The organism is Pseudomonas sp. MWU16-30322 (genome assembly GCF_020515535.1).
GTDB lineage: Bacteria > Pseudomonadota > Gammaproteobacteria > Pseudomonadales > Pseudomonadaceae > Aquipseudomonas > Aquipseudomonas fluorescens_H.
In genome coordinates this window covers 35,849-56,217 of record NZ_JAIWYL010000002.1, presented here as the reverse complement: position 1 = coordinate 56,217, position 20,369 = coordinate 35,849, and the positions used below count along the sequence as shown (strand labels likewise).

Here is a 20,369-nt window from a genome sequence, read left to right as displayed (position 1 = left end):
GTGGGATTTTTCATATCTGGCCCACCCTTCGCGGGTGCCGGATAATGCCTAACCTTGAGTGACATCCGCCCGTTTCTGCCGGCAGAACCATGACCGAACTTGCGCTTACGCTGATCAGTGCCGCCCTGCTCAACAACTTCGTGTTGCACTGGCCGCTGGGCGTCGATCCGCTGCTGGCCGGCAGTCGGCGCCAGGTGCATGCACTGGGGTTGGCGACGGCGTGCCTGATGCTGAGCGTTGGCATCATCGGTTACCTGATCTGGCACTGGCTGCTGGTGCCGCTGCAATTGCAGGCACTGCAGCTGTTTGTGTTCTTGCCGCTCAGTGTGCTGCTGATCGCGCCGCTGCTGAAGCTGCTGGCTCGCGGGCTGCCTGACTGGCCGTTCGATGGGCTATGGCCGCTGTTGCTGGGCAATGCCGGCGTGCTGGGGCTGGCCTTGATCAATGCGCAAAATGATCGCGGCCTGCTGCAGGCAACGGCGCTGAGCCTGGGTGCCGGGCTGGGTTTCTGGCTGGTGCTGAGCCTGTTCAGCGACCTGCGCGAACGCACTGCGGACAACGACATTCCTCTGCCCTTTCGCGGCTTGCCGATCGATCTGATCGGCGCCGGACTGATTGCAGTGATTTTTCTCGGATTCAGTGGACTGATCAAAACATGAGTCTGATTCAACTCATCGATGCCCTCCTGCCGCAGACCCAGTGCGGCAAATGCGGCCACCCCGGGTGCAAACCCTATGCGCAAGGCATCGTCGATGGCGAACCGATCAACAAGTGCCCGCCGGGGGGCGACGAAACCATTACCGCCCTGGCTGAACTGTTGAAGGTGCCGGTGCTGGAACTGGACATCAGCCGTGGCTCGGCACCGCCGCAAGTGGCCTACATCCGCGAAGCCGAGTGCATCGGCTGCACCAAGTGCATTCAGGCCTGCCCGATCGACGCCATCGTCGGCGCGGCGAAACTGATGCACACCGTGCTGATCGACGAATGCACCGGTTGCGACCTGTGCGTGGCGCCGTGCCCGGTGGATTGCATCGAGATGCATCCGCTGCCGCTCGGCACCTTGCCGGTGGTCGGTGGCCTGGCGTCCAGCCTTGAAGAACAGCGCGCGCGCACGGCCAAACGCGATCATGCGCGCAAGCGTTTTGAACGCCGCAACGCCCGCCTGCAGCGCGAAGAACAGCAGAAACAGGCTGAGCGCGAAGCCCGGGCACGGCGCGCAGCGCAACCGGCGGTGGCCACCCTCGACCCGGTGCAAGCCGCTCTGGAACGGGTACGCACGCAGAAAGCCGCGACCGCCGACGCGGCGCTGAAAAAAGCCAAGATCGACGTCGCCATGAGCCGTGCGCAATTGCACAAATCGCTGAAAGCCTTCGGCCATCCACCGACCTTCGAACAGCAATCGCAACTGATCGTGTTGCAACAGCAGTTCGAAGCCGCCGAACAGGCGCTGGCGAAACTCGATAGCAGCGCCACCGCTGCTCCAGCCGCTGCGGCCCCGGCTCCGGCTCCGGCGAAGGACGCGGATCTGAAGCGGGCGAAAATCCAGTTGGCCATGCGTCGCGCCGAATTGAAAAAGGCTCAGACCGCCGAAGCGCCAGCGGGGCAGATCGCCACGCTGGAACAGGCACTGCATGACGCCGAGCAGGCCCTTCACGCTGCCGAAGCGGCAAGCGAACAGCCTGCGCCTGATCTGGTGCGCGTAGAAAAGCGCCCGATCGACAGCCAGCTTCGCCAGTTGAAAACCGAACTGGCCTACGCCCGCGCCGACCTGAACAAACTCGAACGCCGCGCCGACACGCCGAGTGAAGCCCTCGACAAGGCCCGCGCCCGCCTGCAGGCGGCCGAGCGTCAGGTGCAAGATCATGTCGCCCCGTGAGGCACCGGATGATCGCCTGCAACAGGCGATGAAGCGGGTGCTGCTGGCCACTCTGCCGGGGCTGCTGGCACTGTTCTGGTTCTACGGCTGGGGGGTGTTGATCAATCTGATCCTGGCGGCGAGCACCGCGCTGCTGATCGAGGCTGGCGTCGCCCGCCTGCGCCGACAGCCACTGCAACCAACGCTCAGCGATGGCAGCGCACTGGTCAGCGCGACATTGCTGGCCGCCGCCCTGCCACCCTATTGCCCGTGGTGGCTGACCGTTACGGCGATAGCTTCAGGTCTGCTGTTCGGCAAGCATCTGTACGGTGGCATCGGCAAGAATCCGTTCAATCCGGCCATGCTCGGTTTCGCCCTGGCAATGCTGCTGTTCCCGCAACCGATGACCCACTGGCCGGCACATGGCATGAATCTGCAGGCCGCTTTTGCGCAAGTCTTGAATCTGGGTCAGGCGCCGGACGCCTGGGTGCAGGCCACCGCGCTGGACAGTCTGCGCATCAACAAAAGCCTGACCCTGGATGAGCTGTTCGCGGCCAACTCGGCGTTCGGCCGCTTCGGTGGACGCGGTGCGGAGTGGATCAATCTGGCGTTTCTCGCTGGCGGGCTGTGGCTGTTGCAGCGCCGGGTGATTGCCTGGCAAGCGCCGGTCGGCATGCTGGCCAGCCTGTTTGTCGTCAGCCTGCTCTGCTGGAACGGCTCGGGTTCCGATTCCCACGGCTCACCGCTGTTTCATCTGCTGAGCGGCGCGACCATGCTCGGTGCGTTTTTCATCATTACCGAACCGGTGTCCGGCGCCAAAAGTCCGCTGGCCCGGCTGCTGTTCGGCGTGGGTGTCGGCTTGCTGACCTACCTGATCCGCACCTGGGGCGGCTACCCGGACGGTGTCGCGTTTGCCGTGTTGCTGATGAATCTCGGTGTACCGGCCCTGGAGCGTTTTGCCGCTGCCCGCCAGACGCAGGTGCAATCATGAACCGCGCGGCTACGGTCGTGACCCTTGTGCTGCTGGCCGGCGCCGGTCTCGGTTTGACCTATGTCGTGCAGCGCGTCAGTGCGCCGCAGATTGCCAGCGAGCAACGCCTGCTCGACAGCCGCAAATTGCTGGATGTGCTCGCGGCCGATGCCTACGACAATCAGCCGCTGGAGCAGCCGCTGGCGCTGACTGATACAACGTTGAGCCACAGCACGCTGCTGGCAGGTTACCGCGCAAGCAAATCCGGACAGCCAGTGGCGGTGTTGTTACGCACGCAGACCGAGGGCTATGCCGGCGCTATCGAACTGCTGATCGCCATCGATGCCAACGGCAGACTGCTGGGAGTAAAAAACCTGCGGCAAAACGAAACACCGGCGCTCGGCGGACTCATCGGCGACTGGCCGAACCAGTGGCTGGCGACGTTTACCGGCAAGTCGCGCAACGCACCTGACGACGCTGGCTGGGCACTGAAAAAGGATCAGGGACAGTTCGATCAACTGGCGGGCGCCACCATTACGTCCCGGGCCACTCTCAATGCCATCCATGACGCTCTGCGCTACTTTGACGAGCACCGGGCAATCTTGCTGGGGACCGGATCATGAACCGGCCGACGAATCTGACGAACACTTTGACGCTGATGCTGCTGCTTGGCACCAGCGCGACACTGGCTGGCGCGCTGGGCATGCTGTTGATGTCGAGTGCCGTTGTGGGGATTTACAGCGTGTGCATCGCCCCACTGCGCTTGCGGTTATCTGGCAACAGCCTGTTGCTGGCCAGTCTGCTGCTGGCCGCCACTCTGACCAGTTGTGCCAATATCCTCGCGCAGCGCTGGGCGTTGCAGTGGCAACAGTCACTCGGGATCTATGGCGGGTTGATCGCCTTGCAATGCGTGGTGCTGGAATACAATGGGTTCTTTCGTCACGCGCTTGCCCAGCGCCTGACGTTTTTTGGCCTGTCGAGCGCGCTGCTACTGGCGCTGGCTGTATTGCGTGAACTGTTCGGTCAGGGGCACATCGGTCGTGTTCTGTCCGAGCACTGGCAAGGACTGGTTCTGTTCAGCGACGGGCTGCACCTGCTCACCCTGGTTCCCGGCGCCTTCATCCTGCTCGGACTCCTGCTCGCTGCCCGCCAGGCCTGGACCCGCTCGAACGCTCTCTCCAAGGAAACACATCATCCATGAATGCCGCAAAACGCCTGGAAATCTTCCGCAGACTTCATGAAGACAACCCCGAGCCGAAGACCGAGCTGGCCTATTCCTCGCCGTTCGAGTTGTTGATCGCGGTAATCCTCTCGGCGCAATCTACCGACGTTGGCGTCAACAAGGCCACGGCCAAACTGTTTCCGGTGGCCAATACCCCTGCGGCGATCCACGCGCTGGGTGTCGAAGGGCTGTCCGAATACATAAAGACCATCGGCCTCTATAACAGCAAAGCGAAAAACGTGATCGAGACCTGCCGCATGCTGGTCGAACTGCACAATGGCGAAGTCCCGCAGACGCGCGAAGAACTGGAAGCGCTGCCCGGTGTCGGCCGCAAAACGGCCAACGTAGTGCTCAATACCGCTTTTCGTCAGTTGACCATGGCGGTCGACACGCACATTTTTCGCGTGAGCAACCGCACCGGCATTGCCCCGGGCAAAAATGTGGTCGAGGTGGAAAAGAAGTTGATGAAGTTTGTGCCAAAAGACTACCTGCTCGACTCTCACCACTGGCTGATTCTGCATGGTCGCTATGTGTGTCTGGCGCGCAAGCCACGCTGTGGCAGCTGCCGGATCGAAGATTTGTGCGAGTACAAACACAAAACCTCGGACGATTGACTGACTATTGGAATAATTGATTCGTCGATTGAAAAAATCTTTTTTACCCGCAGCAGGAATATCGATATAAGGAGCGCCAAAGGCAGTCTTAGCCTGGAGTTCACCTTATGACTGACACCAAAGAACAACTGGACGTAGATGACGATTTCACAGTTGTGGAAACCGACGACGCCGAACCTGTCGTCGAGGTCGCCAAGACCAATCTGAGCAAACGTCGCACCATCGATAACCTGCTTGAGGAGCGCCGACTGCAAAAGCAATTGGCCGATTACGATTTTGATCTCTGATACTTGAAAGCCTCCCGAACCGGAGGCTTTTTACTTTCCAGGAGTTCGACACCGAGCGGCCCATGATCCGTCAGCAGGCAGGACCATCAGACCAGCCCGTTGCGTTGCGCCAGCTCAATCAGGTCCACCAGCGACCGAGCATTGAGCTTCAATAACAAACGGGTCTTGTAAGTGCTGACCGTCTTGTTGCTGAGAAACATGCCGTCGGCGATTTCCTTGTTGGTCTTGCCCCGCGCCAATTGCTGCAACACCATCATTTCCCGCCCGGAAAGGCGGTCTACCATATCGGCCTCACTGGCATTACCGAGGCTGGTTCGCACGGTATGCAGGGCCTGGTTTGGAAAATAGCTGTATCCGGACAGTACGGCCTTGATCGCACTGAGCAACTCTGTCAGATCCTGTTGTTTACAGACATAGCCTGCCGCCCCCGACTGCATGCAGCGCATCGAAAAATGCCCGGGTGCCTGAGAGGTCAACACCAGAACTTTCAATGGCATCGGTGTAGAGTTCAGACGGGCAATAACTTCCAGGCCATCGAGCTTCGGTATTCCAATATCCAGAATAACGATATCCGGCATTTGTTCACGCGCAAGTTGCAATGCATCCACACCATTATCTGTTTCGGCAATAACTTCGTAGCCATGACGTTCCATCAGCATACGCACAGCAAGACGAATGACGGGATGATCATCCACGATCAGCACTTTATTCATGGGCAAGTCCAGTTTCGCTGTTCGAATTTTTAGAACCCGCACAATAGCCTAGTCACTTCCGACATGGCACAAGAGAGTTCCGTCACACTCACAGCCAAAGACATTCCCTACACCAAAAAAAGACTATTCCTACAAAAAACCGCCGCTGGTGATATTGGCAAGCCCCGGCCGTTTCTCTGACCACGCCTTGGACGTGAAAAATACTACGCATTGCAACTCAAGCCGGCTCACTGATCCATGGCCTCTCGCGCAAGAAGAAACTGCAAGAATTGCTGTTGTTGCATGACAGCACACTGCTGAGGCCGGACAGCCTCAGGCTGACAATCGATTATAAAAACAACGGCAAGAACGCCACTACACACTTTGAACAATCAACGTCTGAAACAAGATACTTCTACCCAACGAATTTTATTTAATATAAAAAAGAGCATCAGACGCAAAACTTCACCCACATGACATCATTCAATAAACACATTGGAAAAACACACTTAATGAGCAAACACCATGATAAAAATCAGAAAAAAAATCACCAACCCCATGACGGTAATTGCAATATTTGCATTTATTTCCGAATCGTCGGCGGCCATCTCCCTGCCTTTTCTTGATAACGATGAAAGAGAAGTCTATATCTGGTTCCTGATCAGCTTCCCGTTTTACTTGCTGTTGCTGTTTTTTTTAACGCTGAACTTCAACTACCGTTCATTGTATGCGCCCTCGGACTTCGACAAGGACGACAGTTTTCTAAAAGTCTTTGATGAGTTGAAGCAGACGGAGAATATCCCCTGTTCGTCCCCGGCACGCGGAGCACCAGGCGGTCAGGAGCGGACGCTACCTGAACGTGGCATTGACCAGCGGCCACTCCACCCGTGCGGCGCTGACGAATCCTGCCCGGAGCGAGCGTGGATTGAGCACACCATCCAACTGCCCAAATCCATGGGCACGTTGCGCGCCATCGATGTACGTCCGCTGAACAGCACACAGGCGTTCAATGCGCTGGCCGAACACTTTCCTCAGCTTGGCAAGCAATCGGCCAAGGCAGTGGTATTTTTGACCGACTCAGCGTCTGACGCTCTGCTCAAGCAAATTACTCTCAGCCTTGTCAAACAAGCGAAAAAAAACGGAGGCGCCAAACTTTTCGTTGCTTATAACGTGAGCACGCAAAGTACTACGGTGCTGAGGGGGGAATGAGACGCAGAGTAGATGCCTGAAGTGGACATTCAAGAAAATGCTGGAATTGACCGTAACAACACATGTTGCGGATTAACGTCAGACAACCACAAAAAAAAATGGCGGCTTTGTCACTGGGACAAGCCGCCACTTCTTTACAGGCCCGCGACACTTAGAACAGCTTGCGGCCCTTGTTGGCAGCAATGCGCATGCGCAGCGCGTTGAGCTTGATGAAGCCCGCCGCGTCGGCCTGGTTGTAAGCGCCGCCGTCTTCTTCGAAGGTCGCGATATTGGCGTCGAACAGCGAATCGTCGGACTTGCGACCGGTCACGATCACGTTGCCTTTGTACAGCTTCAGGCGAACCACGCCGTTCACGTTGACCTGGGAAGCGTCGATCATCTGTTGCAGCATCAGACGCTCCGGGCTCCACCAGTAGCCGGTGTAGATCAGGCTGGCGTATTTCGGCATCAGCTCGTCTTTGAGGTGAGCGACTTCGCGGTCCAGGGTGATCGATTCGATGGCGCGGTGAGCGCGCAGCATGATGGTGCCGCCCGGGGTTTCGTAGCAGCCACGGGACTTCATGCCCACGTAACGGTTTTCAACGATGTCCAGACGACCGATACCGTGTTGACCACCGATCTTGTTCAGCGTTGCCAATACGGTGGCCGGAGTCATTTCGACGCCGTCCAGGGCAACGATGTCGCCGTTGCGGTAGGTCAGTTCCAGGTATTGCGGGGTGTCAGGAGCGTTCTCCGGGGAGACGGTCCAGCGCCACATGTCTTCTTCGTGCTCGGTCCAGGTGTCTTCCAGCACGCCGCCTTCATAGGAGATGTGCAGCAGGTTGGCGTCCATCGAGTACGGAGATTTCTTCTTGCCGTGACGCTCGATCGGGATCGCGTGCTTCTCGGCGTAGTCCATCAGCTTCTCGCGGGACAGCAGGTCCCACTCACGCCATGGAGCAATGACTTTCACGCCTGGCTTGAGCGCGTAGGCACCCAGTTCGAAACGCACCTGGTCGTTGCCCTTGCCGGTAGCGCCATGGGAAATGGCGTCGGCGCCGGTTTCGTTGGCGATTTCGATCAGACGTTTGGCGATCAGCGGACGTGCGATGGAGGTACCCAGCAGGTACTCGCCTTCGTAAACGGTGTTGGCGCGGAACATCGGGAACACGAAGTCACGCACGAATTCTTCGCGCAGGTCGTCGATGTAGATTTCTTTGACGCCCATGGCCTGAGCCTTGGCGCGAGCCGGCTCGACCTCTTCGCCCTGACCCAGGTCAGCAGTGAAGGTCACCACTTCACAGTTATAAGTATCCTGCAGCCACTTGAGGATCACCGAAGTGTCCAGGCCGCCGGAATACGCCAGAACGACCTTGTTTACGTCCGCCATGCCATCACTCCACGGGGTTCTACGGAAAGCCGAGGAGTCTACCGCTCAAATACGATAATTTACAGAGGCGCGACAGCTTAAGACGACAAAGCGACAGAATCTGTCGAGAGCGCGACGATGACCGGCGGGTCAGGAAGTCGCCGCGGCGTTGGCAGGCGCGCTGGCTTGCGGCGCTGGCGCGGTGGTCGGTGCTACCCGTGCCAGCTTCACGCTGACCCGGCGATTCTTCGCCCGGTTAGTGGCATTGGTGTTCGGCACCAAAGGATATTGCTCGCCATGGAAACGCACGGTGATCTGCGATTCGGCGATGCCGTTGGCCTTAAAGAAATCGACCACCGCCAGCGCGCGACGGCGCGACAGCTCTCGGTTGGTAAGACGGTTGCCGCTGTTGTCCGAGTGGCCGTCGAGTTCGATGTGATTGACCGACGGATCGGCCTTCATGTACTCGAGCATCACTTGCAGCTTGGCCCGAGCGGCGGCGTCGAGGTCGGTACCTTCCCCCGGGAAACCGATCTGCGATTGTTTGATCTGGTCGAAATTCTGCGGCAGCAATTTCGCCACACACGTCTGGTAATCGTTGAAGGCCTTGCTGAACTTGACGGGCAGCAGGCGCACTTCCGAAACCCGGCCATCGCCGGACGCACGGCGCACCACCGGGCTGCGACCGTCCAGCAAACCGCTGATCAGCCCGCCGGCCTGGGATTGCGAACTGTTGAACAGCACGTTACCGGTGCCGATCCTGACGCTGCCCAGGTAGATGTCGTTGCGCCCCGGTTGCCATGGCGCGGCCGCCGCAAGCAACGTCGCTGAACCGCCGCCGAGCATGGCGTTATAGGCATTGAGGCGGAATATCGCCTGTTCGCCGGCCTTGCGCACGAACTGGCCCGAGCCGAAATCGGTGATCGGCTGGGTCAGGCGGCACTCGAACTTGTCGCCCTCGACCGTCCACTCAATGTTCTCCAGACGAGTCTGGTAGGTGAGCGCCATCGCGGGGAGGCTGGCAAACACACTGAGCAAGGCTAAATATCGCTGGCGCACGGGAGGCTCCATTGGCTTCTGTAACACAAAGACCGATTCACACTATGTTTACGGCATACCTACGGGATATCGGAAGGTTCCGGCAAAACTTGATAGCGAGTGCCTGCAAGAGTCTTTTCCGGTAGCATTCCCCTCAGTTTGACCCGCCTGGAATCCCCTCATGTCCGACCGCCTGACCCTGCTGCGTCCCGACGACTGGCACATTCATCTTCGCGATGGTGCCGTGTTGACCAATACCGTTGCCGATGTAGCGCGCACCTTTGGCCGCGCCATCATCATGCCCAACCTGGTACCACCGGTGCGCAACGCCGCTGAAGCCGATGGCTATCGCCAGCGGATTCTCGCTGCCCGCCCGGCCGGCAGTCGTTTCGAACCGCTGATGGTGCTGTACCTCACCGACCGCACCCAGCCCGAAGAAATTCGTCAGGCCAAGGCCAGCGGTTTCGTGCACGCTGCCAAATTGTACCCGGCCGGCGCCACTACCAACTCCGATTCCGGGGTGACCAGCATCGACAAGATCTTCCCGGTGCTGGAAGCCATGGCCGAAGTCGGCATGCCGCTGCTGATCCACGGCGAAGTCACCCGTGGCGATGTCGACGTCTTCGACCGCGAAAAGATTTTCATCGATGAGCACATGCGCCGTGTCGTCGAGCGTTTCCCGACGCTCAAAGTGGTGTTCGAACACATCACCACCGGCGACGCCGTGCAGTTCGTCAGCGAGGCTTCGGCCAACGTCGGCGCGACCATCACCGCGCATCACCTGCTGTACAACCGCAACCACATGTTGGTAGGCGGGATTCGGCCGCACTTCTACTGCCTGCCGATCCTCAAGCGTAATACCCATCAGGAAGCCCTGCTCGATGCCGCCACCAGCGGCAGCGCGAAGTTCTTCCTTGGTACCGACTCGGCGCCGCACGCCCAGCACGCCAAGGAAGCCGCCTGCGGCTGCGCCGGCTGCTACACCGCGTACGCCGCCATCGAGCTGTATGCCGAAGCTTTCGAACAGCGCAACGCGCTGGACAAGCTTGAAGCGTTCGCCAGCCTCAACGGCCCACGCTTCTACGGTCTGCCGGCCAACACCGATCGCATCACCCTGGTTCGCGAAGAATGGACCGCCCCGACCAGCCTGCCATTTGGCGAGCTGACCGTTATCCCGCTGCGCGCCGGTGAAAAACTGCGCTGGCGCCTGCTGGAGGAACACGCGTGAGTGAAGACCATTTCGACGACGAACTGGACGGTCAAGGTGGCGGCGGCGGTTCCCGTCACCCAATGGCAGCACGTTTTCGCGGTTACCTGCCGGTTGTCGTCGACGTAGAGACCGGTGGCTTCAATTCGGCCACCGACGCTCTGCTGGAGATTGCCGCGACCACCATCGCCATGGATGAAAAGGGTTTCGTCTACCCGGATCACACCTACTTCTTCCGCGTCGAGCCGTTCGAAGGCGCCAACATCGAAGCGGCGGCGCTGGAGTTCACCGGGATCAAGCTCGATCACCCGCTGCGCATGGCGGTCAGCGAAGAAACTGCGCTGACCGACATCTTCCGTGGCGTGCGCAAGGCGCTGAAGGCCAATGGCTGCAAGCGCGCGATTCTGGTCGGCCATAACAGCAGCTTCGACCTTGGCTTCCTGAATGCTGCGGTTGCGCGTCTGGACATGAAGCGCAACCCGTTTCACCCGTTCTCCAGCTTCGATACCGCGACGCTGGCCGGTCTGGCTTACGGTCAAACCGTACTGGCCAAGGCCTGTCAGGCAGCCGACATCGACTTCGACGGCCGTGAAGCGCATTCGGCGCGTTACGACACCGAGAAGACCGCCGAGCTGTTTTGCGGCATCGTCAACCGCTGGAAACAGATGGGCGGCTGGGAAGACTTCGACGACTGATCCTCGTCGGACAAATCCCGTACATGAAAAAACCGGCCACGTGGGCCGGTTTTTTTGTACCTCGACGTTGTGCCTTACAGGGCAGCAGCGTTCTCGGTCAGGTAAGCCGCAACGCCTTCTGGCGAAGCGTTCATGCCTTTGTCGCCTTTTTTCCAGTTGGCAGGGCAGACTTCGCCGTGCTCTTCGTGGAATTGCAGAGCGTCGACCAGACGGATCAGCTCTTCCATGTTACGGCCCAGCGGCAGGTCGTTGATGATCTGCGAGCGGACAACGCCCTTGTCGTCGATCAGGAACGCGCCACGGAAAGCCACGCCGCCTTCGGACTCAACGTCGTAGGCCTTGGCGATGTCGTGCTTCATGTCGGCAGCCATGGTGTATTTCACCTGACCGATGCCGCCATTGTTGACCGGGGTGTTGCGCCAGGCGTTGTGGGTGAAGTGCGAGTCGATCGACACAGCGATCACTTCTACGTTGCGTGCCTTGAAGTCAGCCATGCGATTGTCCAGAGCGATCAGCTCGGACGGGCAGACGAAGGTGAAGTCCAGTGGGTAGAAGAACACCAGGCCGTATTTGCCTTTGATGGCCGAGGACAGGGTGAAGCTGTCAACGATCTCGCCATTGCCGAGTACGGCCGGGACGGTGAAATCAGGGGCTTGTTTGCCTACGAGTACGCTCATGGATATCTCCTGGTGAATAACTTGAAGTTCAGGGTCCGGGCCAGCCTGCCACCCTCAGGCGACAGCCCTGTGACACGAACCCTCTTCGCAAGGGCCGACCATCATACACTGCGTTTTTCGCCTGTCCTTAACGGTTTTTTGCCCAAAGCGGATAACCGTGCCGCATTTTCGGGGCCAGGCAAATCGCCATTAAGCACCGTTCGTCAGTCATCGCTGATTCGTTCATAAAGCGTTCAGAAAGCACTTTGACAATCATTCTCGTTAACATTAAGATCCATCGCAATTGAGTCACAACCAGCGACGGTTCTCACTTATGTATGTTTGTCTCTGCACTGGCGTCACCGACGGACAGATCCGCGAAGCGATCTATGAAGGTTGCTGCAGCTATAAAGAAGTCCGCCAGGCCACCGGCGTCGCCAGCCAATGCGGCAAATGTGCCTGCCTGGCCAAGGAAGTGGTCCGCGAAACCCTGACCAAACTGCAAACCGCCCAGGCCGCGATCCCGTATCCGGTAGAATTTACAGCGGCGTAATTACCCCAATTTCGAAGAACCGGACTTATGTCCGGTTTTTTTATGCCCGTAAATCAACTGGTTAGGCGCTAGACGCGGAACACAAACATTCTTATTCAGATTTAATTTCATTTATTATTCAATAACTTAGGTTTGACACTTATAAGTACCAAGCTCAAACTCCGCCTTATATACAGCTATTACAGGGCAGGACTCCCATCATGAAAGGCGACATTACAGTCATCCAGCATCTCAACAAGATCCTTGCCAATGAGCTGGTCGCGATCAATCAGTACTTCCTGCATGCGCGCATGTATGAAGATTGGGGCCTGAACAAGCTGGGCAAGCACGAGTACCACGAATCCATCGACGAGATGAAACACGCGGACAAGCTGATCAAGCGCATCCTGTTCCTTGAAGGCCTGCCGAACGTGCAGGATCTAGGCAAGCTGCACATTGGCGAGCACACCCAGGAAATGCTTGAGTGCGACCTGCGTATCGAGAAGACCGGCCACGCCGATCTGAAAGCCGCTATCGCCCATTGCGAATCGGTTGGCGACTTTGGCAGCCGTGAACTGCTCGAAGACATTCTCGAGTCCGAAGAAGAACACATCGACTGGCTGGAAACCCAACTGGGCCTGATCGATAAAGTCGGTCTTGAGAACTATCTGCAATCGCAGATGGGCGAAGAGTAAGTTAGCACCCGCTGAACTCGCGACACCAAAAAGCCCCGCCCTCTTTCGAGGTGCGGGGCTTTTTATTGGCAAATCCCGGATCAGATGCAGATCCCTGTGGGAGCGGGCTTGCTCGCGAATGCGGTGTATCAGTCAGTTACTATTTTTCTGATACACCGCATTCGCGAGCAAGCCCGCTCCCACAAAGCCGGATCAGGCTTCGGACTTGGCCGCAGCAGCCTTGGCCGATGCTTCCTTGACCAGAGTCTGCAGCTCACCGTTGGCGAACATTTCAGCCATGATGTCGCTGCCGCCAACCAGTTCACCGCCAACCCACAGTTGCGGGAAAGTCGGCCAGTTGGCGTACTTTGGCAGGTTGGCGCGGATTTCCGGGTTCTGCAGGATGTCGACGTAGGCGAACTTCTCGCCACAGCCCATAACGGCCTGCGCAGCTTTCGCGGAGAAGCCACACTGCGGGGCATTCGGCGAGCCTTTCATGTAAAGCAGAATGGTGTTGTTGGCAATCTGCTCTTTAATCGTTTCGATGATATCCATGGAGCACCTCGGCTGAACTTTCCGACTCATGGGTCGGCACGGTGGCGCATTGTAACGGAATCCCGAGCGCCCTGCTCGGTCTCCCCGACAGACATGCTCAAGCCGCCACCACCGTCACCGGCACGCCGTTGAGCGCCGCGTTGCCCGACAGCTCGTCGAGCTGGCATTCATCGGTCAGGTCGTTGGCGCTCGACCCCGGCTGACCGCTGGCAATCGCCATCTGCACCCCCGGACGCGCGTGACCCCAGCCATGCGGCAGGCTGACCACGCCTTTCATCATGTCCAGGCTGCCGAGCACTTCCACTTCGATCTGCCCGACCCGCGAACTGACGCGCACCAACTGCCCGTCGTCGAGCCCGCGACTGGCCAGATCATCAGGGTGCATCAGCAGTTGATGACGCGGCTTACCCTTCACCAGACGATGGTAATTGTGCATCCATGAATTGTTGCTGCGCACATGGCGCCGGCCGATCATCAGCAGCTCATCCGCCGCCGGCGCCTGCAAGGCGGCAAAGCGTGCGAGATCGGCGAGGATCTCCGGTGGCGCAGCCTGTACCCGTTGATTCGGGGTTTTCAGGCGTGCCGCCAGATTGGGTTTGAGCGCGCCCAGATCGACGCCGTGCGGATGATCGAACAGCGTCGCCAGCGACAGCTTGTGCGCCGAAGCATCGCCATACAGCCCCATGCGCAGCCCCATATCGATCATCTTCGCCGGCGGCATCGTCGGTTTCAGCTCCTTGCCGGTCTTCTCGGCAAACGCCTTGGCCAAGCCAACGAAGATCTCCCAGTCGTGTAATGCGCCCTCGGGCTTGGCGAGAATCGCCCGATTGAAGCGAGTGACGTTGCGCACCGCGAACAGGTTGAACGTGGTGTCGTAGTGATCGTTCTCCAGCGCCGAGGTCGACGGCAGGATCAGGTCGGCATAACGCGTGGTTTCGTTGATGTACAGGTCGATGCTGAGCATGAACTCCAGACCATCGAGCGCCTGCTCCAGTTGCCGGCCGTTCGGTGTCGACAACACCGGATTGCCGGCCACGGTGATCAGTGCGCGAATCTGCCCTTCGCCTTCGGTGAGCATTTCTTCGGCCAGCGCCGACACCGGCAACTCGCCGCCGTACTCAGGCCGCCCGGACACCCGGCTCTGCCACTTGTTGAAATGCCCACCCGAGGTCGACGCCACCAGATCCACCGCCGGCTCGGTGCACAGCGCGCCGCCGACCCGGTCGAGGTTGCCGGTGACCAGATTGATCAACTGCACCACCCAGTGGCACAAGGTGCCGAACGCCTGAGTCGAAACGCCCATGCGCCCGTAGCACACCGCGCTCGGCGCCGCGGCGAAATCCCGCGCCAGTTGGCGGATCTGCTCGGCCGGCACCGCACACAGCGGGCTCATGGCTTCGGCAGTGAACGTTGCGATGGCTGCACGCACTTCATCGAGGCCATCGACGGGCAAGTGACTGTCGCGGGTCAGGCCTTCTTCGAACAAGGTATTGAGCACCCCGAACAGCAACGCCGCGTCGCCACCCGGCCGCACAAACAAGTGCTGATCGGCGATAGCCGCCGTTTCGCTGCGCCGAGGATCGACCACTACCACTTTGCCACCGCGCGCCTGAATCGCCTTAAGGCGTTTCTCGACATCCGGCACGGTCATGATGCTGCCGTTGGATGCCAGCGGATTACCGCCAAGGATCAGCATGAAATCGGTGTGATCGATGTCCGGGATCGGCAGCAGCAAGCCGTGGCCGTACATCAGGTAACTGCTCAGGTGATGCGGCAACTGGTCGACCGAGGTCGCCGAGAAGCGATTGCGCGTTTTCAGCAGGCCGAGAAAGTAGTTGCTGTGGGTCATCAGCCCGTAGTTGTGCACACTCGGATTGCCTTGATAGACCGCCACCGCGTTCTGGCCGTGACGCTCCTGAATCGCCGCCAGACGCTCGGCCACCAGCGCAAAGGCCTCGTCCCACTCGATCGGCAGCCATTCGCTGCCGACCCGGCGCATCGGCTGACGCAGGCGATCCGGATCGTTCTGGATGTCTTGCAGGGCCACGGCCTTGGGACAGATGTGCCCACGGCTGAAGGTGTCGAGGGCATCGCCCTTGATCGAGGTGATCGCGACGTTGCCATCGGTTTCGGTGGTCTCGATGGTCAGGCCGCAAATGGCTTCGCACAGGTGGCAGGCACGGTGATGGAGAGTCTTGGTCATGGCCAGTCTCTGTCTTGTTCTGGGCAGGCAACGGGCGTGCCTGCGGGAACAAAACTATGGCCCGTGTGCGGGAGCGACGCCAGCGACGTTCGTCTTGTGAATCGACGGCTATCAGGCGAGCCGATAGCTCGTCAGGCTCAGTTGGACGGCAACTGCGGCGGCGCCTGCAACTGGATTTCCTGAATGGTTTCGATCTGCTCGTGGGCGACGTGCACGCCGGTGAGTTCGCCGATCAGTCGCCAGTGCTCGTCGAGCCCTGCGCTGATAGTCGCCATGCGATCGATCATCTGGCGACTGGCAGCCTTGACCACATCATCTTCGCTGCGCAGCAGTTCGAAGGACATTGACGTCACCGAGGCGGTGAGATGGGTCAGTGAGCGAGCCGTGTGGCCCAGCAATTCCATTAACAATTGTTCTTTCGATTCCATGCGGAGGCTTCCTGCGTCGCTCGAAAGGTAGTTATAACCCAGCACTTTGCATTAGCAAATGTTTCAACCGGCCATCCGACCAAGCGAAGCCATGGCCGGGCAGTCGCAAACCGACCCGACCTGCTCCATCCCCGCCACAGCGGATTGCCAAGCCCCGCGGCGCCAGTGTACAAATGAGTCCGTTACACGCCTCAACCCGGCTTCTACTGCGCGACTGCAACACTCTGTCGCCGCTGCAAATTCCGCAAAAACCGTAGCCTATTGGCGTAACGCGACATTTAGTGTCAATATCGCGCCTCCCCCTATTTCGTCGCCCCGTGCGGCTTACGCCGCAGGTCTCGCCCGTTGTTCCGTTAAACAAGGCTTTGAGCATCTGCGGCTTGTAGCAAAAAGGTAGTCAATGATGAGCGCAAGGCACTTTCTCTCCCTGATGGATTGCACGCCCGAAGAGCTGGTCAGCGTGATCCGTCGAGGCGTTGAGCTCAAGGACCTGCGTAACCGCGGCGTACTGTTCGAGCCTCTGAAAAACCGCGTCCTGGGGATGATCTTCGAGAAGTCCTCGACCCGTACCCGGATCTCCTTCGAGGCCGGCATGATCCAGCTCGGTGGCCAGGCAATCTTCCTGTCGCCGCGCGACACCCAGTTGGGCCGTGGCGAGCCGATCGGCGACTGCGCCATCGTCATGTCGAGCATGCTCGATGCGGTGATGATCCGTACCTTTGCCCACAGCACCCTGACCGAATTCGCTGCCAACTCGCGCGTGCCGGTGATCAACGGTCTGTCCGATGACCTGCACCCGTGCCAGTTGCTGGCCGACATGCAGACCTTCCTTGAGCACCGCGGCTCGATCCAGGGCAAGACCGTGGCCTGGATCGGCGACGGCAACAACATGTGCAACAGCTATATAGAAGCGGCGATCCAGTTCGACTTCCAGTTGCGCATCGCCTGCCCGGAAGGCTACGAGCCAAATCCTGAGTTCGTCGCCCGCGCCGGCGATCGTGTGACCATCGTCCGCGATCCGCAGGACGCCGTGCGCGGTGCGCATCTGGTGAGCACCGACGTCTGGACTTCGATGGGTCAGGAAGAGGAAACTGCCAAGCGCCTGAAGCTGTTCGCACCGTTCCAGGTGACCCGCGCCCTGCTCGATCTGGCGGCCGAAGATGTGCTGTTCATGCACTGCCTGCCAGCGCACCGCGGTGAAGAAATCAGCCTCGACCTGCTTGATGACCCGCGCTCCGTCGCCTGGGATCAGGCAGAAAACCGTCTCCACGCACAGAAGGCCCTGCTCGAGTTCCTCGTCGAACCGGCATATCACCACGCATGAGCCATGAATTACTGCTGAACCTGCGCAACCTCGCTTGCGGCTATCAAGATCAACGCGTGGTGCAGAACCTCAATCTGCACCTCAACGCCGGTGACATCGGTTGCCTGCTCGGCTCGTCCGGCTGCGGCAAGACCACCACCCTGCGCGCGATTGCCGGTTTTGAACCGGTGCACGAAGGTGAAATCACCCTGGGAGGTGAAACCATCTCCAGCGCCGGTTTCACTCTGGCACCAGAAAAACGCCGGATCGGCATGGTGTTTCAGGATTACGCGCTGTTCCCGCACCTGAGCGTCGCGGACAACATCGCCTTCGGTATCCGCAAGCACCCGAACAAGGAGCGCGTAACCGAAGAGCTGCTGGAACTGGTCAACCTGAAGAACCTCGGCAAGCGCTTCCCCCACGAGTTATCGGGCGGCCAGCAACAGCGTGTCGCCCTCGCCCGGGCACTGGCGCCGGAGCCGCAATTGCTGCTGCTCGACGAGCCATTCTCCAACCTCGATGGCGAACTGCGGCGCAAGCTCAGCCACGAAGTGCGTGACATCCTCAAGGCCCGTGGCACCAGTGCGATTCTGGTGACCCACGACCAGGAAGAAGCCTTCGCCGTCAGCGATCACGTTGGCGTGTTCAAGGAAGGTCGTCTGGAGCAGTGGGACACGCCCTACAACCTCTACCACGAGCCAGCCACGCCGTTTGTTGCCAGCTTCATCGGTCAGGGTTATTTCATTCGCGGCCAGCTCGGCAGCCCGGAGTCGGTGCAGACCGAACTCGGCGAACTACGCGGCAACCGGGCCTACACCTGGCCGGTGGGCGGTGCGGTTGATGTATTGCTGCGTCCGGATGACATTGTTTATGCGCCGGACAGTGGGTTGAAAGCGCGGATCGTCGGCAAGACGTTCCTTGGCGCCTCGACCCTGTATCGCCTGCAACTGCCGACCGGTGCGCAACTGGAATCGATCTTCCCGAGCCATGCGGATCATCAGGTCGGTGCGGATGTGGGGATTCGGGTCGCCGCCGAACACCTCGTCCTGTTCCAGGCCAGCGGCAGCACCGCGGCACAAATCCCGGCTGTGGAAAACGGCGTCCGCCGCTACAGCGCTGCACTCTGATCCGCCCCGGATCAGAACTGTGGGAGCGGGCTTGCTCGCGAATGCGCTGTGTCAGTCAACGAAGAGGTCGTCTGACACAGCGCATTCGCGAGCAAGCCCGCTCCCACAATTGGTTTTGGGTCAGCCCAAAATCAGCGTACCGCTGGCCACCAGCGTCGCATTCCCGCCAATTTTCACTCGCTCACCTTCCAGCCGACAGAACAACTCCCCGCCCCGCGCCGAGCGCTGGCACGCGGTCAAACTGGATTTGCCCAGACGTTTCGACCAGTACGGAATCAAGCTGCAATGCGTCGAACCAGTGACTGGATCTTCGTTGATACCAATCGCTGGAGCGAAATAACGCGAGACGAAATCGTGCTGATTGCCGCGCGCCGTCACGATCGCACCGAGCCACGGCAGTTTCGCCAGCGCGACCATGTCCGGCTTGCAGTCGAGCACCGCCTGCTCCGAGTCGAGCACCACGAACAACTCGTTGGAACCGAGCACATCCACTGCCTCGACGCCCAGCGCACGCTCGACATCCAGCGTCACGCCAATCTCTGACGGCACAATTGAAGGGAAGTCCAGCCACAGGCGATCGCCCTCACGACTGACACTCAACGGCCCGGACTTGCAGATGAAGTCCAGCCGCTCGGTGGTTTCCTTGTAGACCTCGAACAACACATAGGCGCTGGCCAGCGTCGCATGCCCGCACAATGGCACCTCGGTGGTCGGGGTGAACCAGCGGATATGCCACGCCGCGCCTTCGCGCACCACAAACGCGGTTTCCGCCAGATTGTGCTCGGCGGCGATCTTCTGCATCAGCTCATCCGCAAGCCATGCATCGAGCCGATAAACCATCGCCGGATTGCCACTGAACGGCCGATCGCTGAACGCGTCGACTTGATAAAACTCAAGCTGCATAACCTTCTCCCTAAGTCCGTGGGCAGAGCATGCAACGCGGGCCGGATCAGCGCCAGTGACAGAACCGGCCAATTTTCTGCATACAGCGATGAGCGTTACGCACGGCCGATATCGGCAAATTTGGCCTGGGTGTGCTCAGCCAGCACCGCCGGCGCCAGTTCGACTTCGAGGCCACGTCGGCCCGCACTGACATAAATAGTCGCAAAACCCTGGGCCGAGTTATCAATGAAGGTGCGCAGGCGTTTTTTCTGCCCCAGCGGACTGATGCCGCCCAACAGGTAACCGGTGGAACGCTGCGCGGCAGCCGGGTCGGCCATTTCGACTTTTTTCACCCCAGCAGCATGCGCCAGGCCCTTGAGGTCAAGGCTTCCGACGACCGGCACCACCGCCACCAACAATTCACCTTTTTCACTGGCGGCCAGCAGCGTCTTGAACACCTGAGCCGGCTCGAGCGCCAGCTTCTCTGCGGCCTCCAGCCCATAGGACGCAGCCTTGGGATCATGTTCGTAACTGTGCACGCGATGTTCGGCACGAACTTTTTTCAACAAGTCCAACGCAGGGGTCATGGCAGCTCCAGGCTCGGCATCAACAGAAAATCCTGCGCCGGATTCTAGGCCATCACCCCGCAAAAGGCTCTAGCGCAAGCCCCGTTTTTCGGGCTTTACAGGCGAATCACCGAATTATCGCGGCAGTCACCCGCAGGATCATTCAACAGGTTGATAGTTTAATTGTGACCGATGGTTCACTTTCGACCTTTGACAGGTTTGTTTCTTGTCTATATTTTTTCGAATCTGAATAATGTAAGAATTATCATCACCGCAGCACCCAGCAGTAAACCGGGAACAGGATGG

Annotated in this window: 23 protein-coding genes; 14 read left to right on the top strand and 9 right to left on the bottom strand. The window is 59.3% G+C overall.

All coding sequences use genetic code 11. The features are described 5' to 3' along the window. The first annotated feature begins 89 nt into the window (after nt 1–89). The 7 genes from LCH64_RS03230 to LCH64_RS03200 all read left to right on the top strand — a co-directional run bounded on the left by LCH64_RS03230 (nt 90) and on the right by LCH64_RS03200 (nt 4,948). On the top strand, nt 90–659 hold the full coding sequence (locus tag LCH64_RS03230) for an Rnf-Nqr domain containing protein (RefSeq protein WP_103521088.1): 570 nt from the start codon (nt 90–92) through the stop codon (nt 657–659). Beyond that, on the top strand, nt 656–1,876 hold the full coding sequence (rsxB, locus tag LCH64_RS03225; RefSeq protein WP_226499484.1) for an electron transport complex subunit RsxB: 1,221 nt from the start codon (nt 656–658) through the stop codon (nt 1,874–1,876). The genes LCH64_RS03230 and rsxB overlap by 4 nt, the downstream gene beginning before the upstream one ends. Beyond that, the gene (locus LCH64_RS03220; RefSeq protein ID WP_226499483.1) at nt 1,863–2,846 is read left to right on the top strand and encodes an RnfABCDGE type electron transport complex subunit D; all 984 of its coding nucleotides are present in this window, start codon (nt 1,863–1,865) and stop codon (nt 2,844–2,846) included. Before rsxB ends, LCH64_RS03220 begins: the two co-directional genes overlap by 14 nt. Next, nucleotides 2,843–3,448: an RnfABCDGE type electron transport complex subunit G gene (locus LCH64_RS03215; RefSeq protein ID WP_226499482.1), complete on the top strand. Its 606-nt coding sequence runs from the start codon at nt 2,843–2,845 to the stop codon at nt 3,446–3,448. Before LCH64_RS03220 ends, LCH64_RS03215 begins: the two co-directional genes overlap by 4 nt. Beyond that, nucleotides 3,445–4,026, top strand: a complete 582-nt coding sequence (locus tag LCH64_RS03210) for an Rnf-Nqr domain containing protein (RefSeq protein WP_226499481.1) — start codon at nt 3,445–3,447, stop codon at nt 4,024–4,026. The genes LCH64_RS03215 and LCH64_RS03210 overlap by 4 nt, the downstream gene beginning before the upstream one ends. Then, on the top strand, nt 4,023–4,661 hold the full coding sequence (nth, locus tag LCH64_RS03205) for an endonuclease III (protein WP_003227707.1): 639 nt from the start codon (nt 4,023–4,025) through the stop codon (nt 4,659–4,661). The genes LCH64_RS03210 and nth overlap by 4 nt, the downstream gene beginning before the upstream one ends. Nucleotides 4,662–4,768: 107 nt before the next feature. Beyond that, nucleotides 4,769–4,948 (top strand): hypothetical protein, encoded by a 180-nt coding sequence (locus LCH64_RS03200; RefSeq protein WP_003227708.1) that lies wholly within the window; start codon nt 4,769–4,771, stop codon nt 4,946–4,948. 86 nt (nt 4,949–5,034) lie between these two features. On the opposite strand, the gene LCH64_RS03195 is transcribed toward LCH64_RS03200, so the two are convergent. Further along, entirely contained in the window at nt 5,035–5,661 is a 627-nt protein-coding gene (locus LCH64_RS03195; RefSeq protein ID WP_003227711.1) for a response regulator transcription factor, read from the bottom strand. Between the two features lie 504 nt (nt 5,662–6,165). On the opposite strand from LCH64_RS03195, the gene LCH64_RS03190 reads away from it, so the two are divergent. Beyond that, nucleotides 6,166–6,849, top strand: coding sequence for a hypothetical protein (locus tag LCH64_RS03190; RefSeq protein ID WP_226499480.1), 684 nt, complete (start codon nt 6,166–6,168; stop codon nt 6,847–6,849). A gap of 151 nt (nt 6,850–7,000) precedes the next feature. Here the strand turns inward: LCH64_RS03190 and LCH64_RS03185 are convergent, their stop codons facing one another. Further along, nucleotides 7,001–8,218 (bottom strand): argininosuccinate synthase, encoded by a 1,218-nt coding sequence (locus LCH64_RS03185; protein ID WP_201136701.1) that lies wholly within the window; start codon nt 8,216–8,218, stop codon nt 7,001–7,003. Between the two features lie 129 nt (nt 8,219–8,347). Continuing rightward, nucleotides 8,348–9,256, bottom strand: a complete 909-nt coding sequence (locus LCH64_RS03180; RefSeq protein WP_003227717.1) for an OmpA family protein — start codon at nt 9,254–9,256, stop codon at nt 8,348–8,350. A 160-nt stretch (nt 9,257–9,416) separates the two neighbouring features. Between LCH64_RS03180 and pyrC the strand changes: the two genes are divergently transcribed. Both pyrC and rnt read left to right on the top strand, forming a co-directional pair. Beyond that, complete coding sequence (gene pyrC / locus LCH64_RS03175) at nt 9,417–10,463, top strand: dihydroorotase (RefSeq protein WP_226499479.1); 1,047 nt, start codon at nt 9,417–9,419, stop codon at nt 10,461–10,463. After that, complete coding sequence (gene rnt, locus LCH64_RS03170; protein ID WP_003227721.1) at nt 10,460–11,137, top strand: ribonuclease T; 678 nt, start codon at nt 10,460–10,462, stop codon at nt 11,135–11,137. The genes pyrC and rnt overlap by 4 nt, the downstream gene beginning before the upstream one ends. Nucleotides 11,138–11,211: 74 nt before the next feature. Here rnt and LCH64_RS03165 read toward each other — a convergent pair whose 3' ends face one another. Further along, the gene (locus LCH64_RS03165) at nt 11,212–11,814 is read right to left on the bottom strand and encodes a peroxiredoxin (protein ID WP_003227723.1); all 603 of its coding nucleotides are present in this window, start codon (nt 11,812–11,814) and stop codon (nt 11,212–11,214) included. Between the two features lie 313 nt (nt 11,815–12,127). Between LCH64_RS03165 and LCH64_RS03160 the strand changes: the two genes are divergently transcribed. After that, nucleotides 12,128–12,346: a bacterioferritin-associated ferredoxin gene (locus LCH64_RS03160; RefSeq protein WP_003227725.1), complete on the top strand. Its 219-nt coding sequence runs from the start codon at nt 12,128–12,130 to the stop codon at nt 12,344–12,346. Nucleotides 12,347–12,546: 200 nt separating this feature from the next. Next, a complete protein-coding gene (bfr, locus tag LCH64_RS03155; protein WP_003227727.1) occupies nt 12,547–13,020 on the top strand; it encodes a bacterioferritin in 474 nt (157 codons plus the stop codon). A 192-nt stretch (nt 13,021–13,212) separates the two neighbouring features. On the opposite strand, the gene grxD is transcribed toward bfr, so the two are convergent. The 3 genes from grxD to LCH64_RS03140 form a co-directional block, all read right to left on the bottom strand. Further along, nucleotides 13,213–13,554, bottom strand: a complete 342-nt coding sequence (gene grxD / locus LCH64_RS03150; RefSeq protein WP_003227729.1) for a Grx4 family monothiol glutaredoxin — start codon at nt 13,552–13,554, stop codon at nt 13,213–13,215. Nucleotides 13,555–13,651: 97 nt separating this feature from the next. Continuing rightward, nucleotides 13,652–15,757, bottom strand: coding sequence for a molybdopterin oxidoreductase family protein (locus tag LCH64_RS03145; protein ID WP_103484889.1), 2,106 nt, complete (start codon nt 15,755–15,757; stop codon nt 13,652–13,654). Between the two features lie 137 nt (nt 15,758–15,894). Continuing rightward, complete coding sequence (locus LCH64_RS03140; protein WP_003227733.1) at nt 15,895–16,185, bottom strand: hypothetical protein; 291 nt, start codon at nt 16,183–16,185, stop codon at nt 15,895–15,897. A 403-nt stretch (nt 16,186–16,588) separates the two neighbouring features. Between LCH64_RS03140 and argF the strand changes: the two genes are divergently transcribed. Both argF and LCH64_RS03130 read left to right on the top strand, forming a co-directional pair. Then, nucleotides 16,589–17,509, top strand: a complete 921-nt coding sequence (gene argF / locus LCH64_RS03135; RefSeq protein ID WP_045122614.1) for an ornithine carbamoyltransferase — start codon at nt 16,589–16,591, stop codon at nt 17,507–17,509. Then, nucleotides 17,506–18,615, top strand: a complete 1,110-nt coding sequence (locus LCH64_RS03130; RefSeq protein ID WP_027612071.1) for an ABC transporter ATP-binding protein — start codon at nt 17,506–17,508, stop codon at nt 18,613–18,615. The genes argF and LCH64_RS03130 overlap by 4 nt, the downstream gene beginning before the upstream one ends. 120 nt (nt 18,616–18,735) lie before the next feature. Here the strand turns inward: LCH64_RS03130 and LCH64_RS03125 are convergent, their stop codons facing one another. Both LCH64_RS03125 and ybaK read right to left on the bottom strand, forming a co-directional pair. Then, nucleotides 18,736–19,518 (bottom strand): PhzF family phenazine biosynthesis protein, encoded by a 783-nt coding sequence (locus LCH64_RS03125; protein WP_226499478.1) that lies wholly within the window; start codon nt 19,516–19,518, stop codon nt 18,736–18,738. 95 nt (nt 19,519–19,613) lie between these two features. Next, nucleotides 19,614–20,084, bottom strand: coding sequence for a Cys-tRNA(Pro) deacylase (ybaK, locus tag LCH64_RS03120; protein WP_003227741.1), 471 nt, complete (start codon nt 20,082–20,084; stop codon nt 19,614–19,616). Between the last annotated feature and the right edge of the window lie 285 nt (nt 20,085–20,369).

Coding starts and splice junctions, on each gene's coding strand:
- LCH64_RS03230 (WP_103521088.1), top strand. CDS start 90: ATGACCGAACTTGCGCTTACGCTGATCAGTGCCGCCCTGCTCAACAAC.
- rsxB (WP_226499484.1), top strand. CDS start 656: ATGAGTCTGATTCAACTCATCGATGCCCTCCTGCCGCAGACCCAGTGC.
- LCH64_RS03220 (WP_226499483.1), top strand. CDS start 1,863: ATGTCGCCCCGTGAGGCACCGGATGATCGCCTGCAACAGGCGATGAAG.
- LCH64_RS03215 (WP_226499482.1), top strand. CDS start 2,843: ATGAACCGCGCGGCTACGGTCGTGACCCTTGTGCTGCTGGCCGGCGCC.
- LCH64_RS03210 (WP_226499481.1), top strand. CDS start 3,445: ATGAACCGGCCGACGAATCTGACGAACACTTTGACGCTGATGCTGCTG.
- nth (WP_003227707.1), top strand. CDS start 4,023: ATGAATGCCGCAAAACGCCTGGAAATCTTCCGCAGACTTCATGAAGAC.
- LCH64_RS03200 (WP_003227708.1), top strand. CDS start 4,769: ATGACTGACACCAAAGAACAACTGGACGTAGATGACGATTTCACAGTT.
- LCH64_RS03195 (WP_003227711.1), bottom strand. CDS start 5,661: ATGAATAAAGTGCTGATCGTGGATGATCATCCCGTCATTCGTCTTGCT.
- LCH64_RS03190 (WP_226499480.1), top strand. CDS start 6,166: ATGATAAAAATCAGAAAAAAAATCACCAACCCCATGACGGTAATTGCA.
- LCH64_RS03185 (WP_201136701.1), bottom strand. CDS start 8,218: ATGGCGGACGTAAACAAGGTCGTTCTGGCGTATTCCGGCGGCCTGGAC.
- pyrC (WP_226499479.1), top strand. CDS start 9,417: ATGTCCGACCGCCTGACCCTGCTGCGTCCCGACGACTGGCACATTCAT.
- LCH64_RS03165 (WP_003227723.1), bottom strand. CDS start 11,814: ATGAGCGTACTCGTAGGCAAACAAGCCCCTGATTTCACCGTCCCGGCC.
- LCH64_RS03160 (WP_003227725.1), top strand. CDS start 12,128: ATGTATGTTTGTCTCTGCACTGGCGTCACCGACGGACAGATCCGCGAA.
- bfr (WP_003227727.1), top strand. CDS start 12,547: ATGAAAGGCGACATTACAGTCATCCAGCATCTCAACAAGATCCTTGCC.
- grxD (WP_003227729.1), bottom strand. CDS start 13,554: ATGGATATCATCGAAACGATTAAAGAGCAGATTGCCAACAACACCATT.
- LCH64_RS03145 (WP_103484889.1), bottom strand. CDS start 15,757: ATGACCAAGACTCTCCATCACCGTGCCTGCCACCTGTGCGAAGCCATT.
- LCH64_RS03140 (WP_003227733.1), bottom strand. CDS start 16,185: ATGGAATCGAAAGAACAATTGTTAATGGAATTGCTGGGCCACACGGCT.
- argF (WP_045122614.1), top strand. CDS start 16,589: ATGAGCGCAAGGCACTTTCTCTCCCTGATGGATTGCACGCCCGAAGAG.
- LCH64_RS03130 (WP_027612071.1), top strand. CDS start 17,506: ATGAGCCATGAATTACTGCTGAACCTGCGCAACCTCGCTTGCGGCTAT.
- LCH64_RS03125 (WP_226499478.1), bottom strand. CDS start 19,518: ATGCAGCTTGAGTTTTATCAAGTCGACGCGTTCAGCGATCGGCCGTTC.
- ybaK (WP_003227741.1), bottom strand. CDS start 20,084: ATGACCCCTGCGTTGGACTTGTTGAAAAAAGTTCGTGCCGAACATCGC.